At 66.4% G+C, this 14,077-nt stretch carries 18 protein-coding genes; all 18 read left to right on the top strand.

From position 1 onward, the window contains the following. Positions 1-64 precede the first annotated feature (64 nt). Entirely contained in the window at positions 65-871 is an 807-nt protein-coding gene (locus Cte04_RS05885; RefSeq protein WP_066473554.1) for an amino acid ABC transporter substrate-binding protein, read from the top strand. 199 nt (positions 872-1,070) lie between these two features. After that, entirely contained in the window at positions 1,071-1,724 is a 654-nt protein-coding gene (locus Cte04_RS05880) for an amino acid ABC transporter permease (RefSeq protein ID WP_066473552.1), read from the top strand. 19 nt (positions 1,725-1,743) lie between these two features. Continuing rightward, positions 1,744-2,496 (top strand): amino acid ABC transporter ATP-binding protein, encoded by a 753-nt coding sequence (locus Cte04_RS05875; protein WP_066474035.1) that lies wholly within the window; start codon positions 1,744-1,746, stop codon positions 2,494-2,496. A 220-nt stretch (positions 2,497-2,716) separates the two neighbouring features. After that, the gene (locus Cte04_RS05870) at positions 2,717-3,541 is read left to right on the top strand and encodes an ABC transporter ATP-binding protein (protein WP_066473545.1); all 825 of its coding nucleotides are present in this window, start codon (positions 2,717-2,719) and stop codon (positions 3,539-3,541) included. After that, positions 3,538-4,320, top strand: coding sequence for a lipid asymmetry maintenance ABC transporter permease subunit MlaE (gene mlaE, locus Cte04_RS05865; RefSeq protein ID WP_066473542.1), 783 nt, complete (start codon positions 3,538-3,540; stop codon positions 4,318-4,320). Before Cte04_RS05870 ends, mlaE begins: the two co-directional genes overlap by 4 nt. 30 nt (positions 4,321-4,350) lie before the next feature. Next, positions 4,351-4,851 carry an outer membrane lipid asymmetry maintenance protein MlaD gene (mlaD, locus tag Cte04_RS05860; protein ID WP_066473539.1) on the top strand — a complete coding sequence of 167 codons (501 nt, stop codon included), beginning with the start codon at positions 4,351-4,353 and terminating at the stop codon, positions 4,849-4,851. After that, on the top strand, positions 4,848-5,630 hold the full coding sequence (locus Cte04_RS05855) for an MlaA family lipoprotein (protein WP_066473529.1): 783 nt from the start codon (positions 4,848-4,850) through the stop codon (positions 5,628-5,630). Before mlaD ends, Cte04_RS05855 begins: the two co-directional genes overlap by 4 nt. A gap of 73 nt (positions 5,631-5,703) precedes the next feature. Next, positions 5,704-6,342, top strand: a complete 639-nt coding sequence (locus tag Cte04_RS05850) for an MlaC/ttg2D family ABC transporter substrate-binding protein (RefSeq protein WP_066473527.1) — start codon at positions 5,704-5,706, stop codon at positions 6,340-6,342. Positions 6,343-6,368: 26 nt separating this feature from the next. Then, positions 6,369-6,662 (top strand): STAS domain-containing protein, encoded by a 294-nt coding sequence (locus tag Cte04_RS05845; RefSeq protein WP_066473525.1) that lies wholly within the window; start codon positions 6,369-6,371, stop codon positions 6,660-6,662. A gap of 90 nt (positions 6,663-6,752) precedes the next feature. Then, on the top strand, positions 6,753-7,679 hold the full coding sequence (locus tag Cte04_RS05840) for an ABC transporter ATP-binding protein (protein WP_066474031.1): 927 nt from the start codon (positions 6,753-6,755) through the stop codon (positions 7,677-7,679). Continuing rightward, positions 7,676-8,431: an ABC transporter permease gene (locus Cte04_RS05835; RefSeq protein ID WP_066473516.1), complete on the top strand. Its 756-nt coding sequence runs from the start codon at positions 7,676-7,678 to the stop codon at positions 8,429-8,431. Before Cte04_RS05840 ends, Cte04_RS05835 begins: the two co-directional genes overlap by 4 nt. Before the next feature lie 77 nt (positions 8,432-8,508). Continuing rightward, positions 8,509-8,748 (top strand): BolA family protein, encoded by a 240-nt coding sequence (locus Cte04_RS05830; RefSeq protein WP_066473513.1) that lies wholly within the window; start codon positions 8,509-8,511, stop codon positions 8,746-8,748. Positions 8,749-8,832: 84 nt separating this feature from the next. After that, positions 8,833-10,104 carry a UDP-N-acetylglucosamine 1-carboxyvinyltransferase gene (murA, locus tag Cte04_RS05825; RefSeq protein ID WP_066473510.1) on the top strand — a complete coding sequence of 424 codons (1,272 nt, stop codon included), beginning with the start codon at positions 8,833-8,835 and terminating at the stop codon, positions 10,102-10,104. Then, positions 10,101-10,763 (top strand): ATP phosphoribosyltransferase, encoded by a 663-nt coding sequence (gene hisG / locus Cte04_RS05820; protein WP_066473507.1) that lies wholly within the window; start codon positions 10,101-10,103, stop codon positions 10,761-10,763. Before murA ends, hisG begins: the two co-directional genes overlap by 4 nt. A gap of 33 nt (positions 10,764-10,796) precedes the next feature. Next, positions 10,797-12,113: a histidinol dehydrogenase gene (gene hisD, locus Cte04_RS05815; protein WP_066473504.1), complete on the top strand. Its 1,317-nt coding sequence runs from the start codon at positions 10,797-10,799 to the stop codon at positions 12,111-12,113. Positions 12,114-12,307: 194 nt separating this feature from the next. Next, positions 12,308-13,168 (top strand): hypothetical protein, encoded by an 861-nt coding sequence (locus Cte04_RS05810; protein WP_157081852.1) that lies wholly within the window; start codon positions 12,308-12,310, stop codon positions 13,166-13,168. Between the two features lie 125 nt (positions 13,169-13,293). Then, positions 13,294-13,581 carry a DUF6364 family protein gene (locus Cte04_RS05805; RefSeq protein WP_066474029.1) on the top strand — a complete coding sequence of 96 codons (288 nt, stop codon included), beginning with the start codon at positions 13,294-13,296 and terminating at the stop codon, positions 13,579-13,581. Continuing rightward, positions 13,578-14,027, top strand: coding sequence for a PIN domain-containing protein (locus Cte04_RS05800; protein WP_245633299.1), 450 nt, complete (start codon positions 13,578-13,580; stop codon positions 14,025-14,027). The genes Cte04_RS05805 and Cte04_RS05800 overlap by 4 nt, the downstream gene beginning before the upstream one ends. The last annotated feature ends 50 nt before the right edge of the window (positions 14,028-14,077 follow it).

The following is a 14,077-nucleotide window of genomic DNA, read 5'->3' as shown; positions in this document are numbered from 1 at the left end:
ACCCGTACCGGGGCTGCGTTCCTTGTCTGGCGCCCTCGCTTTTCCCACTTCAAGCTTTGACGCCATGAAAAAACGTACCCTCTTGGCCATGGTGGCCCTGACTGCATTGCTGGCTGCCTGCGGCAAGAACGAGCCTGCATCGAACACCGCTGCAGCCCCGGCTCCCGCTCCGGCCGCAGCCGCCAAGCTGGTGGTGGGCCTGGACGACAACTTCCCCCCCATGGGCTTCCGTGACGACAAGAACGAAATCGTCGGCTTCGACATCGACATGGCCAAGGAAGCCGCCAAGCGCGCCGGCCTGGAAGTGGAATTCAAGCCCATCGACTGGAATGCCAAGGAAGCCGAGCTGCTGGGCAAGCGCGTGGATGCGCTGTGGAACGGCCTGACCATTCTGGAAGCCCGCAAGGAAAAGATCCTGTTCTCCGATCCTTACATGGTCAACAAGCAGATCATCATCGTGAAGGCCGGCTCGCCCATCAAGACCAAGGCCGACATGGCCGGCAAGATCGTGGGCGCCCAGGAAGGCTCCAGCGCCGTGACGGCCCTGGAAAAGGACAAGGAACTGTCATCGCAGTTCAAGGAAACCAAGCTCTACGGCGACAACATCGCCGCGCTGATGGACCTGGATGCCGGCCGCCTGGACACCGTGGTGGTGGACGAGGTGGTGGGGCGCTACTACGTGAACAAGAAGCCCGAGAACTATGCCGTGCTGGCCGAAGACTTCGGCACCGAGGACTACGGCGTGGGCTTTCGCAAGGACGACGAAGCCACCCGCAACAAGATCAACGATGCTCTGAGCGCCATGAAGAAGGACGGCAAGGCCGCCGAGATCGCCAACAAGTGGTTTGGCGCCGACGTGATCAAGCACTGAGCCTGAGCGCTGGTGAAGCACCGGCAATGCCCTGCATTGCCGGTTTTTTTGTCGCCGGGCTGCCCCGGGGCAAAAGGCGTTTCCTCTGGGGCAGCAGCCGCACGGAATGGGCAAGCGTGCGGCCGGTTTCTGCTTTGCAATGACAATGCGTGCCTGTGGCGGCTCTGGATGGTCGGGGCGCCACACCGAAGGCCATTCGATGGAATATGTAATCTCGCTCTTGGGGCCCATGACAGCCGGGGCTCTGGTCACCCTCAAGCTGTTCTTCATCACGCTGGTGCTCTCCATTCCCATGGGGCTGGCGCTGGCGCTGATGCGCATCTCCCGCATCAAGCCGCTGAGCTCCCTGGTGGGGGCCTATATCTGGCTGATGCGCGGCACGCCGCTGATGCTGCAACTGCTGTTCGTCTATTTCGCGCTGCCGTTCGTGCCGGTGATCGGCGTGCGCCTGCCCGACTTTCCCGCCGCCGTGGTGGCGTTCGCGCTCAATTACGCGGCATATTTCGCCGAGATCTTCCGCGCCGGCATCAAGTCCATCGACCGCGGCCAGTATGAGGGTGCCAAGGTGCTGGGCATGACCTATGCGCAGACCATGCGCCGCATCGTGCTGCCCCAGATGTGGGCCCGCATCCTGCCGCCCGTGAGCAACGAGACCATCACGCTGGTCAAGGACACCTCGCTGATCTACGTGCTGGCGCTCAACGACCTGCTGCGCGTGGCGCGCGGCGTGGTGCAGCGCGACTTCACGTTCACGCCGTTCATCGTGGCCGGCGGCTTCTATCTGGGCATGACGCTGGTACTGACCTGGGTCTTCCAACATCTCGAGAACCGCCATGCCAAATACGATGCGTGATACCGCCAAGTCCGAAGTCATGATCTCCGCGCAGGGCATTCACAAGAGCTTCGGCCATGTCTCGGTGCTGCGCGGCGTGTCGCTCACGCTCACGCGCGGCGAGGTGGTGGCCATCATCGGGCCCTCGGGCTCGGGCAAGAGCACTTTCCTGCGCTGCCTCAACCACCTGGAGACCATCGACCGCGGCACCATCGTCATCGAGGGCGAGGTGCTGGCCCACAGCGAAGGCGAGGGCAAGGCCCAATACGTGAGCGAAGCCGAGATCCGCAAGATCGGCCGCAAGATGGGCATGGTGTTCCAGTCCTTCAACCTGTTCCCGCACATGACGGTGCTGGAGAACATCATCGAGGCGCCGCTCATCGTCAAGGGCATGAAGCGCGAGGAAATCATTCCCAAGGCCGAGAAGCTGCTGGCCAAGGTGGGTCTGTCGGCCAAGCGCGACGCCTACCCCAACCATCTCTCGGGAGGGCAGAAGCAGCGCGTGGCGATTGCGCGCGCGCTGGCCATGGAGCCGGACATCCTGCTGTTCGACGAACCCACCTCGGCGCTGGACCCGGAGCTGACAGGCGAGGTGCTGCGCACCATGCGCGAACTGGCCGACGAGCACATGACCATGCTGGTGGTGACGCACGAGATGGGCTTTGCGCGCGAGGTGGCCAACCGCGTCATCTTCATGGACGGCGGCGACATCGTGGAGCAGGGCCCGTCGGAAGCTTTTTTTGCAGCGCCGCAACACGAACGCACCAAGGCATTTCTGCACAACATGCTCTGAGGTGGTCCTGTAACACCGGCTTGTTTCCGTAAAAAATCGGGCGTAAACCCATGCAAGGCAAGCGTTTGCAGCTACTGAAAGCGTAGTTGCCATGCCTTGCGTACAATGGCGCTCTTTAAAGAAACATGCATGAATGTATGTTCCTTTGGCGTCCGGACTGCCTGCACCTGCAGCGCTCCCGGCACAATACGCGTCTCACTCCATCGACCACGCCCGCTGCATGTCACTCAATGCCTCTCTTGTGCAACTGCGCAACGTCACCTTCGGCTATGGCGAACGTGTCATCCTGCGCGACCTGTCCCTGCAGGTGCCGCGCGGCAAGGTCACGGCGCTGATGGGAGCCTCGGGCGGCGGCAAGACCACGGTGCTGCGCCTGATCGGCGGCCAGAACCGCGCCCGGCAGGGCGAGGTGCTGTTCGACGGCCAGGATGTCACGCAGATGGATGCGCAGCAGCTGTACACGGCGCGCCGGCGCATGGGCATGCTGTTCCAGTTCGGTGCACTGTTCACCGACATGAGCGTGTTCGACAACGTGGCCTTTCCGCTGCGCGAGCATACCGACCTGCCTGAAGAGCTGATCCGCGACATCGTGCTCATGAAGCTGCATGCCGTGGGCCTGCGCGGCGCGCGCGACCTGATGCCCAGCGAGGTCTCGGGCGGCATGGCCCGCCGCGTGGCGCTGGCACGCGCGATTGCACTGGATCCCGAGCTCATCATGTACGACGAGCCCTTTGCAGGGCTGGACCCCATCTCCCTGGGCACGGCCGCCCAGCTGATCCGCCAGCTCAACGATGCCATGGGCCTGACCTCCATCCTGGTCTCCCACGATGTGGAAGAGACCTTCCATGTGGCCGACCACGTGGTGATCCTGGGCAACGGCGGCGTGGCGGCGCAAGGCACGCCCGACGAGGTGCGCGCCAGCTCCGATCCTCTGGTGCAGCAGTTCATCCATGCCCGGCCCACGGGGCCGGTGCCGTTCCACTATCCCGGTGCCAGTGCCGAAGAAGACTTCGGCCTGCCCGCCAACCGCCGGAGGCGCGCATGAATCCCCTGCATCCCGCGCGCATCGGTGCGGCCGTGCGCCAGCAGCTGACCAATGTCGGCTCGGGCACCCGACTGTTCATGCGCCTGCTGGCGCTCATGGGGCCGGCGCTCAGGCGCCCGCGCCTGATTGGCGACCAGATCCACTTCCTCGGCAATTATTCGCTGGCCATCATCGGCGTCTCGGGCCTGTTCGTGGGGTTTGTGCTTGGCCTGCAGGGCTATTACACATTGCAGCGCTACGGTTCGGCCGAGGCGCTGGGTCTGCTGGTGGCCCTGTCGCTGGTGCGCGAACTCGGCCCCGTGGTCACGGCCCTGCTGTTCGCCGGCCGTGCCGGCACGGCGCTGACGGCCGAGATCGGCCTGATGAAGGCCGGCGAGCAGCTGTCGGCCATGGAAATGATGGCCGTCGATCCGGTCCGGCGCATCCTGGCACCGCGCTTCTGGGCGGGACTGGTCACGCTGCCGCTGCTGGCTGCCGTCTTCAGCGCCGTGGGCGTGATCGGCGGCTGGCTGGTCGGCGTGGTGCTGATCGGCGTCGACGGCGGCGCGTTCTGGGGCCAGATGCAGCAGGGCGTGGATTGGTGGTACGACCTGGGCAACGGCGTGCTCAAGAGCTTTGTGTTCGGCATTGCCGTCACCTTCATCGCCCTGCTTGAAGGCTATGCCGCCAAGCCGACACCCGAAGGTGTGTCGCGTGCCACCACGCGCACCGTGGTCGTGGCTTCGCTCACGGTGCTGGGGCTGGACTTCCTGCTCACGGCCACCATGTTCAGCGTCTGAGCGGGCGCATCGGACAAGAGGTAAAAAATCATGCAGCAAAACAAAAGTGATGTCTGGGTTGGCCTGTTCGTGCTCATCGGCGCGGCGGCCCTGGTGTTCCTGGCCCTGCAGTCGGCCAATCTGCTGAGCCTGAACTTCCAGAAGACCTATACGGTGACGGCGCGCTTCGACAATATCGGCGGCCTCAAGCCCAAGGCCGCGGTCAAGAGCGCCGGCGTGGTCGTGGGGCGCGTGGAGTCCATCACCTTCGACGACCAGACCTTCCAGGCCAACGTGGCCATGAACATGGAATCGCGCTACCTGTTCCCCAAGGACAGCTCGCTCAAGATACTGACCAGCGGCCTGCTCGGCGACCAGTACATCGGCATCGAGGCCGGCGCCAGCGAGGAAAATTTGAAGGCCGGCGACCGCGTGACCGCGACACAGTCGGCCGTTGTGCTGGAAAATCTGATTGGCCAGTTCCTGTACGGCAAGGCCGAGCAGGGCAGCGGCGGCAATGCCGCCGGCGCTGGCGCAGGAGGTAAGGAATGATGACCACAACACGCCCACGAACACCGGCGCTGCGCAGCGGCGCGCTGGCTGCAGGCCTGGCTGCCGCTGCTCTGCTGTCCGGCTGCGCCACGACCACGAGCGGCCCCGCCAACCCGGCCGATCCCTACGAGTCCTTCAACCGCAGCATCTATTCCTTCAACGAAGGCGTGGACAAGGCGGTGTTCAAGCCCGTGGCCACGGCCTACAAGACCGTGACCCCCCGCCTGGCACGCGAAGGCGTGACCAATTTCTTCGACAACCTGGGCGATGCCTGGTCGTTCGTGAACAACCTGCTGCAGGGCCAGGGCGAGGGCGCCTACAACTCCGTGGTGCGCTTCACGGTCAACACGGTGTTCGGCATCGGCGGCCTGTTCGACGTGGCCAGCGAGGCCGGCATCGAGCGCCGCAAGCAGGACTTCGGCCAGACGCTGGGCCGCTGGGGCGTGCCGACCGGCCCGTACCTGGTGCTGCCGTTCTGGGGGCCGTCCACGGTGCGCGATACCGCCGGCCTGGCGGTGGACGCCTATGGCTATCCGGTCACCCATGTCGAGGATGTTCCAGTGCGCAACAGCCTGTACGGCCTGCGCTTCGTCAACACCCGGGCCAACTACCTGCAGGCCGGCGACACGCTGGACGCCGTGGCGCTGGACAAGTACAGCCTGACCCGCGATGTCTATCTGCGCTCACGCATCGGCGGCGCCGCGTCCGGCGGCGATGGCCGCCTCGAGAACTACGATGACGACGACAATGCGGGCAAGCTGCCGCCCGAAGGCCAGTGAGCACAGCCAGTTACAAAATATGGAAAAAAGGCGCGCCGGTTGCGATGACACTGGCGGGCCTATGGAGAAAGCAATGAAGATCACCCGTCGCATGTGGGGCATGGCCGCTGGCGCCTTGCTGGCCTTGAACCTCGGTCTGCCGGCCGCGGCATCCGCGCAGGAGGCGCCGGACGCCCTGGTCAAGCGCGTGTCCACCGACGTGCTCGACACCATCAAGAAGGACCCGGCGCTGCGCGGCGGCGATACCGCCAAGGTCAACGCGCTGGTCAACGAGAAGGTCATGCCCTATGTGGACTTTCGCCGCATGACCTCGGCCGCCGTGGGCCCGGCCTGGCGCCAGGCCACGCCCGAGCAGCGCCAGCGCCTGCAGGACGAATTCAAGGCCCTGCTGGTGCGCACCTATTCGGGCGCGCTGTCGCAGGTGGTGGACCAGACGATTACCGTCAAGCCCCTGCGCATGGCCGCCGGTGATACCGACGTGCTGGTGCGCACCCAGGTCAACGGCCGCGGCGACCCCGTGCAGCTGGACTTCCGCCTGGAAAAGCAGGCCGACGGCTGGAAACTCTACAACTTCAACGTGCTGGGCGTGTGGCTGGTGGAAACCTACCGCAACCAGTTCGCCCAGGAAATCAATGCCAGCGGCATCGACGGCCTGATCAAGACGCTGGCTTCCCGCAGCTCCATGCCGGTCACGCCGGCAGCGGCCAAGTAAGCTCCAGCAACGCAGGTCCAGCCGCCATGCCCCAAGCATCCGCCTCCCCGCTGCAGCTGCCGCAGGAGCTGACCTACCGGCAGGCCCGGGACTGCCTGCTGCGCCTGCGCCCGCAGGTGGCCGAATTCCCCGGCCAGCAGGTGCCCGTGGATGCCAGCGCGGTCCAGACCTTCGATTCCTCCGCGCTGGCCGTGCTGCTGGCCTGCCGGCGCGCGGCGCTGGAGGCCGGCAAGCAGCTGGCCGTGATCGGCCTGCCCCAGGGCCTGCAATCCATGGCGGCGCTGTACGGGGTGGACGGCCTGCTGCCCCGGCACGGCTGAGGCGGCGCATCCGGCATCCGGGCCGGTTTCTGCGGCCCGATTTCCATGCGTCTGCAGCCGGGATGGGCAAGCCCTAGAATGGCGGCTCCCATGTCCGCAGTCTCATTCCAATCCGTCTCCAAGACCTACCGTACCCCCAAGGGGGATTTCCAGGCGCTCAAGCAGGTGAGCCTGGATATCGAGGAAGGTGAATTCTTCGGCCTGCTCGGCCCCAACGGCGCGGGCAAGACCACGCTCATCAGCATTCTCGCGGGGCTGTCCCAGGCTTCCGGCGGGCGCGTGCTGGTGCAGGGCAGCGACGTGCAGGCCAATTTCGCCGAGGCGCGGCGCAAGCTCGGCATCGTGCCCCAGGAGCTGGTGTTCGACCCCTTCTTCAGCGTGCGCGAGGCGCTGCGCTTCCAGTCCGGCTACTTCGGCGTCCGGCACAACGATGCCTGGATCGACGAACTGCTCGACAGCCTGGGGCTGGCCGACAAGGCCAATGCCAACATGCGCCAGCTCTCTGGCGGCATGAAGCGCCGCGTGCTCGTGGCCCAGGCCCTGGTGCACAAGCCGCCCATCATCGTGCTCGACGAACCCACGGCCGGCGTGGACGTGGAGCTGCGCCAGACACTGTGGCATTTCATCGCCAAGCTCAACAAGCAGGGGCACACGGTGCTGCTGACCACCCATTACCTCGAAGAGGCCGAAGCCCTGTGCAGCCGCGTGGCCATGCTCAAGCAAGGCCGGATCGTCAAGCTCTCGCCCATGAGCGAGCTGCTCAAGTCGGCGTCCAGCAACGTGCTGCAGTTCAAGACCGACAGCGCCCTGCCGGCCGGCGTGGCCCAGCGGGCGCGCGTGACGGGCCGCATCGTGCAGGTGCCCGCGGCCGATGCCGCCGATGTGGAAAAGCTGCTGGCCGCGCTGCGCGAAGGCGGCGTGACGCCCGAGGATGTGGAAATCCGCCGCGCCGACCTGGAGGATGTGTTCATCCACATCATGAACGAGGCGGCAGTGAAGCAGGGAGGTGCGGCATGAACGGCTGGCAGACCCTGCTCAAGAAGGAAGTGCTGCGCTTCTGGAAGGTCAGCTTCCAGACCGTGGCCGCGCCCGTGCTCACGGCCGTGCTGTACCTGCTGGTTTTCGGCCATGTGCTCGAAGGCCGCGTCATGGTCTACGACCGCATCAGCTACACGGCCTTTCTGATTCCCGGCCTGGTGATGATGAGCATGCTGCAGAACGCGTTCGCCAACAGCTCGTCCAGCCTGGTGCAGAGCAAGATCATGGGCTCGCTGGTGTTCGTGCTGCTCACGCCGCTGTCGCACTGGGCCTGGTTCACGGCCTATGTGGGCGCCTCGGTGCTGCGCGGCCTGCTCGTGGGCCTGGGCGTGTTCGTGGTCACGCTGTTCTTTGCCGTGCCGGACTTCGCGGCGCCGCTGTGGATCCTGGTGTTCGGCTTCCTGGGCTGTGCGCTCATGGGCACGCTGGGCCTGATCGCCGGCCTGTGGGCCGAGAAGTTCGACCAGATGGCGGCTTTCCAGAACTTCCTGATCATGCCGCTGACCTTTCTGTCCGGCGTGTTCTATTCCGTGCATTCGCTGCCCGCTTTTTGGCAAGCTGTCAGCCATATCAATCCGTTCTTCTACATGATTGACGGTTTCCGCTACGGATTCTTCGGCCAGAGCGATGTCTCGCCCTGGATCAGCGTGGGCATCGTGGGCGCGGCATGGCTGGCCGTGAGCGCGCTGGCCGTGCATTTGCTGCGCATTGGCTACAAGATCCGCAACTGATTTCATCCCGGATGCACGGCGGCCTGCGGGACAATGACCGGTTCCGCCAGCTGTGCGCCCCAAGGCTTTCCCCACCCATGACCGCAGACCAACTCAAAGAAATCATCAGCGCAGGCCTGCCTTGCGAGCATCTTGCGCTGGAGGGCGACGGCCGGCACTGGTTTGCCACCATCGTCTCGGCCAGCTTCGAAGGCCAGCGCCTGGTGCAGCGCCAGCGCCTGGTCTATGCCACCCTGGGCAACCGCATGGCCACCGACGAGGTCCATGCCCTGTCCATGAAGACCTTCACGCCCGCCGAGTGGGCGAATCAGGCCTGATCTCCATTTTTGATAGCTGCCTGCGCTGGATATGTCTGCGTTTGCGGCTGATTTGTCTCTTTTTCCGAATCAAGGCCACAAGCCATGGACAAACTTCTGATTCGCGGTGAGCGCCGCCTGCAGGGCGAGGTCATCATTTCCGGCGCCAAGAACGCCGCCCTGCCCGAGATGTGCGCAGCGCTGCTCACTTCCGAGCCCGTGCACCTGCACAACGTGCCCCGCCTGCACGACGTGGCCACCATGCGCCGTCTGCTGGACAACATGGGCGTGCACACCGAAACCCATGGCGAGCGCGGCGGCATGTCCTTCCAGGCTCCCGACAGCCTGAATCCCGAGGCGCCCTACGAGCTGGTCAAGACCATGCGCGCCTCCGTGCTGGCCCTGGGGCCGCTGCTGGCACGCTTCGGCCGTGCCAAGGTCTCGTTGCCCGGCGGCTGCGCCATCGGCTCGCGCCCGGTGGACCAGCACATCAAGGGCCTGCAGGCCATGGGTGCCATCATCACCGTCGAGCATGGCTACATGCACGCCAGCCTGCCCGAAGGCGCCCGGCGCCTCAAGGGTGCGCGCATCACCACCGACATGGTCACGGTGACCGGCACCGAGAACTTCCTGATGGCGGCCTGCCTGGCCGAGGGCGAGACCGTGCTCGAGAACGCCGCCATGGAGCCCGAGATCACCGATCTGGCCGAAATGCTGATCAAGATGGGCGCCCGGATCACGGGCCACGGCACCAGCCGCATCGTCATCCAGGGCGTGGACAGGCTGAGCGGCTGCGAGCATGAAGTCGTGGCCGACCGCATCGAAGCCGGCACCTTTTTGTGCGCCGTGGCGGCCACGGGCGGCGAGGCCCTGCTGCGCCATGCGCGCGCCGACCATCTGGGCGCCGTGATCGACAAGCTCAAGGAAGCCGGCGTGGAGGTGGCATGCGAAGGCAACGGCCTGCGCGTGCGCTCCAGCGGCAAGCTCAAGGCCCAGAGCTTCCGCACCACCGAATACCCGGGCTTTCCCACCGACATGCAGGCCCAGTTCATGGCGCTGAATCTGGTGGCCGAAGGCACCAGCGTGGTGACCGAGACGATTTTTGAAAACCGCTTCATGCACGTCAACGAGATGCTGCGCCTGGGCGCGCACATCACCACCGACGGGCGCGTGGCCACCATCGAAGGCGGCAGGCGCCTGACCGGCGCCACCGTGATGGCCACCGACCTGCGCGCCTCGGCCAGCCTGGTGATTGCCGGCCTGGTGGCCAGCGGCGAGACCCTGGTGGACCGCATCTACCACCTGGACCGCGGCTACGACCGCATGGAAGACAAGCTGCGCAGCCTGGGCGCCGACATCGAGAGGGTTTCCGCATGAGCACCGCAACGCCTGTGACCATTGCCCTGTCCAAGGGACGCATCTTCGAGGAAACCGTGCCCCTGCTGGCCGCCGCCGGCATCGTGGTGACCGAGGATGTGGAAAAGTCGCGCAAGCTGATCTTCGACACCAGCCAGAGCGACGTGCGCGTGGTGCTGGTGCGTGCCTCCGACGTGCCCGTGTACGTGCAGTACGGCGGCGCGGACCTGGGCGTGTCGGGCCTGGACTCGCTGATCGAGCATGGCGGCCAGGGCCTGTACCAGCCGCTGGACCTGCAGATCGCCAAGTGCCGCGTCAGCGTGGCCGTGCGCAAGGGCTTCGACTACGAGCGTGCCGTCAAGCAGGGCGCGCGCCTGCGCATCGCCACCAAGTACCCCGAGATCGCGCGCAACTTCTTTGCCGCCAAGGGCGTGCACGTGGACATGGTCAAGCTCTACGGCTCCATGGAGCTGGCGCCGCTGACCGGCATGGCCGACGCCATCGTCGACCTGGTCTCCACGGGCAACACGCTCAAGGCCAACGACCTGGTCGAGGTCGAGCCCATCATGGACATCAGCTCGCGCCTGGTGGTCAACCAGGCTTCGCTCAAGCTCAAGCAGGCGCCGCTGCGCCACATCATCGATGCGTTCGCCGCCGCCGTGGCCGCAAAAAATAGCTGATCCGACAACCGATCTTTCTTCCTGGTGAATCCTATGGAATTCGTAGCTGCTCCCGCCCGCCTGTCAACCGCCGACGCCACATTCGAGCATGATTTTGCGCAGCGTCTGCACTGGTCGGCCGACACGGATGCGGCCATCGAGCAGCGCGTGGCCGACATCCTGGCCGACGTGCAGCAGCGCGGCGATGCGGCGGTGCTCGAATACACGGCCCGCTTCGACGGCCTGCAGGCCGGCGCCATGGCCGGGCTGGAGCTCAGGCAGGACGAGCTCAAGGCCGCTTTCGACAGCCTGCCCGCCGAGCAGCGCGAAGCCCTCGAATCCGCCGCGCGCCGCGTCAGGAACTACCACGAGGCGCAGAAGAAGGCCAATGGCGAAAGCTGGAGCTACCGCGACGAGGACGGCACGCTGCTGGGCCAGAAGGTCACGCCGCTGGACCGCGTTGGCATCTACGTGCCCGGCGGCAAGGCCGCCTATCCGTCCAGCGTGCTCATGAATGCCATTCCCGCCCATGTGGCCGGGGTGCAGGACATCATCATGGTCGTGCCCACGCCCAGGGGCGAGAAGAACGCACTGGTGCTGGCCGCCGCCTACGTGGCCGGCGTGCACCGGGCCTTCACCATCGGCGGTGCCCAGGCCGTGGCGGCCCTGGCCTACGGCACGGCCACCATTCCCAAGGTGGACAAGATCACGGGGCCCGGCAACGCCTACGTGGCCAGCGCCAAGAAGCGCGTGTTCGGCATCGTGGGCATCGACATGATTGCCGGCCCCAGCGAAATCCTGGTGCTGGCCGACGGCAGCACGCCGCCCGAGTGGGTGGCCATGGACCTGTTCAGCCAGGCCGAGCACGACGAGCTGGCCCAGTCCATCCTGCTGTGCCCCGACGCCGCCTATATCGAAGCCGTGCAGCGCGAGATCGACCGCCTGCTGCCCGAGATGCCGCGCCAGGCCATCATCGCCAAGAGCCTCACGGACCGCGGCGCGCTGATCCTGACCCGCGACATGGAAGAGGCCTGTGCCATTTCCAACCGCATCGCCCCCGAACACCTCGAGGTCTCCAGCCGTGATCCGCACCGCTGGGAGCCGCTGCTGCGCCACGCGGGCGCCATCTTCCTGGGGGCCTATACCTCCGAGAGCCTGGGCGACTACTGCGCCGGCCCCAACCACGTGCTGCCCACCAGCGGCACGGCGCGCTTTTCCTCGCCGCTGGGCGTGTACGACTTCCAGAAGCGCTCCAGCCTCATCGAAGTCAGCGAGGCTGGCGCCCAGACCCTGGGCCGCACGGCCGCGGTGCTGGCCTATGGCGAAGGCCTGCAGGGCCACGCCCGCGCCGCCGAAATGCGCCTGAAGTAGGGCGCGCACCGGCGCCCGTATTTGGCAAACCAGCCGTGGCCTGCCCACGGCTTTTTTCATGGCGATGCGCCGGCCGGCGGGAGAGGCGGGCAGGTGGGCGATGCGGCGTCCTTCATCTGCCGATGTTTTCTGACGGCGGCCGTGCCGGATTTGCCCCGACACTCTGGCGGCTGAAACAGACAAGGAGCATCCAGATGAACCAAGCCGAGACATCCCGGCGACTGCGCTGGTGGCAGATGCTGGGCGGGCTGCTGCTGGCCGCCGGCCTGGCTGCCTGCGGCACGCCGCTGCCCTCCCAGGGCGTGGCGGCAGCCCCGGAGACGGCGCCTGCGCCGGCCCCTGCCAGAATGGCGGCGCCGCGCGCGGCCCGGGCAGAATCCACGCTGGGCACGCAATGGGGCGAAGGGCGGGAGTCCAATATCCGGACGGTGGATGCCACGCGCCTGAGCCCCGACCGCCCGCAGGCGGTCTCGCAGCTGCGCTACTCCGATGAGACCAGCATCCGCCGTGCGCTGGGCAGCCGTGTCGACCGCCAGCTCAATGTGCTGCTGGCCGATGGCGAAGTGGAATGGTCGGTGCAGGACGGGCAGGGCAGGCCGCTGCCCATCTTCAGCACGCGCGGCGGCCAGGATTTCCAGGTGGCGGGCCGCAGCGGCGAGCGCTACGAACTGGTCTACACCAACCGCAGCAACCGCTACTACGAGGTCGTGGCCACGGTGGACGGCCTGGATGTACTTTCAGGCCAGCCCGGCAGCGTGCGCAACGATGGCTACCTGCTGCGCCCCGGCGAAACGCTGCGCATCGATGGCTTTCGCAAGAGCCGCAGCGAGGTGGCGGCCTTCCGCTTTGCCGCCAAGGGCCGCGCCTATGCGAACAATACGCCGGCAGGCGATGCGCGCAATGTGGGCGTGATCGGTTCGGCCCTGTTCGAGGTGCGTGTGAACGAGCGCGACGGTGGCGCCCGGCGTCCGCCCGAGGGCGCGGCCGGCAGCCCCCAGGCCTTTCCCGGCGACCCTGCGCGGCCCTATGCGCCGCCGCCGCAATACCGCCGCTGATATCCGATGCTGCAAGGCCCGCATATGCGGGCCTTTTTGCTGCGCAGCCCGAGGGGTACCTGATGGAAGTACTGCCCTGGTTACACGAATTTCGTGTTGCACGAAATTCGTGTACCATGGGTGCCATGAAGAATCTCACCATTACCGTGGAGGACAGCGTGCTCGAGTGGGCGCGCGTGGAAGCTGCGCGGCGCGGCACCAGCGTCTCGCGCATGGTGGGCGATTTCATGGCCGAGATGCAGCGCCGCGAGGACGCCTACGAGCGCGCCTACCTGGCCTGGCGCACCGACGAGCGCAGCTGGCAGGCTCCGCAGGCGCCGGCCGGTGCCGGAGCGGAAAAAACCGTGACGCGCCGTGCTTGCGCCGGTCGTGCCGCCGGCGCAAGCACAGCCCGCACCGGAGCCGCAGCATGAGCGAGATGGCGCCGGTCTTTGTCGACACCTCGGTGCTGATCGCGGCAGAGAACGTGGCCGGCGGCGCGCTGTATGACGCCACGCTGGCCTGGCTGGACGTGCTGTGGCGCACGCGCACCGGCCGCACCGGCAACCAGGCCCTGGTGGAGTTCTACGACCAGGTGACCACGGCGGCCGTGCCCATGCCCCAGGGCGATGCGCGCGCCGCCATCCGCCGCTACCAGACCTGGACGCCCTGGAAGACCGATGCCGCCACGCTGGAGACGGCCTGGGCCGTGCAGGCGCGCCACCAGCTCGCCTTCGGGGACTGCCTGGCCGTGGCCTGCGCCCAGCACAGCGGCTGCAGCCATATGCTGAGCCTGCACCTGCCGCATGGCGCGGAATTCGGCGGCGTGACCGTGGTGCATCCGCTGCACCAGGACGCACCTGCCTTGGACGAGGCCTGAAGCGCGCCCATCCGGCGCCCCCCGCAATTCTGATCGGAAAGCGTGAATCC

The sequence above is a fragment of the Comamonas terrae genome (assembly GCF_001544075.1).
Classification (GTDB): Bacteria; Pseudomonadota; Gammaproteobacteria; order Burkholderiales; family Burkholderiaceae_C; genus Comamonas; species Comamonas terrae.
This window is presented reverse-complemented; position numbering and strand designations above follow the sequence as displayed.